Genomic DNA, 718 nt, shown 5'->3' with positions numbered 1-718 from the left:
CGGTCGGCAACGGCGGCTCCGCGGCGGAAGCCCAGCACCTCACCGCCGAACTGGTGGGCCGTTTCGACGGCGAACGCCGGGCGTTCTCCGCCATCTCGCTGCACGCGGAAACCTCGGCGGTCACGGCCATCTCGAATGACTACGGCTTCGACCAGCTGTTTGCCCGGCAGGTGCTGGGCCACGGGCGGGCTGGCGACGTGCTGCTCCTGCTGACCACCAGCGGCAAGAGCGGGAACCTGCTGCGCGCGGCCGAAGCTGCCCGAAGCATCGGCGTGACCTGCTGGGCGCTGACCGGCCAGGCGCCGAATCCGCTGACCGAGTTGTGCGACGACTATGTGGCAGTGGAGGCGCTGCCGGCCAATGTGCAGGAGGGGCACCTGATGGCGCTGCATGCCCTCTGCCGGGCGTTCGACGCCGAGGTGGCGCGCCTCGAGGGAGGCGCCGCGGGCGGACGCGGGCAGGGAGGCCGGCCATGAGGATCGTGGTGGTGGGAGACGTACTGCTGGACGCGGACGTGGAGGGTGCGGCAACCCGGCTGAGCCCGGACGGACCGGTGCCGGTGGTTGACGCGGCCGAAACAACCTACCGCGCCGGAGGAGCCGGGCTGGTGGCACGGATGCTGGCCCGCGACGGCCGGGACGTCCTCCTGGTCACGGCACTGTCCGACGACGGCGCTTCCTCCCGGCTGCGCGACACCCTGGACGGCGTCCGCGTGGTC

Annotated in this window: 2 protein-coding genes; both read left to right on the top strand. The window is 72.3% G+C overall.

The annotated features are described in order from the left end of the window. A partial coding sequence (locus tag AC5RUJ_RS17700; RefSeq protein ID WP_494156440.1) for a D-sedoheptulose-7-phosphate isomerase occupies positions 1-476 on the top strand: 476 nt, incomplete at its 5' end. After that, positions 473-718, top strand: a 246-nt coding sequence (locus tag AC5RUJ_RS17695) for a PfkB family carbohydrate kinase (RefSeq protein WP_494156439.1), incomplete at its 3' end; no start/stop codon positions are given. The genes AC5RUJ_RS17700 and AC5RUJ_RS17695, both read left to right, overlap by 4 nt.

It is taken from the genome of Arthrobacter sp. Y3223164, assembly GCF_059091005.1.
This window is presented reverse-complemented; position numbering and strand designations above follow the sequence as displayed.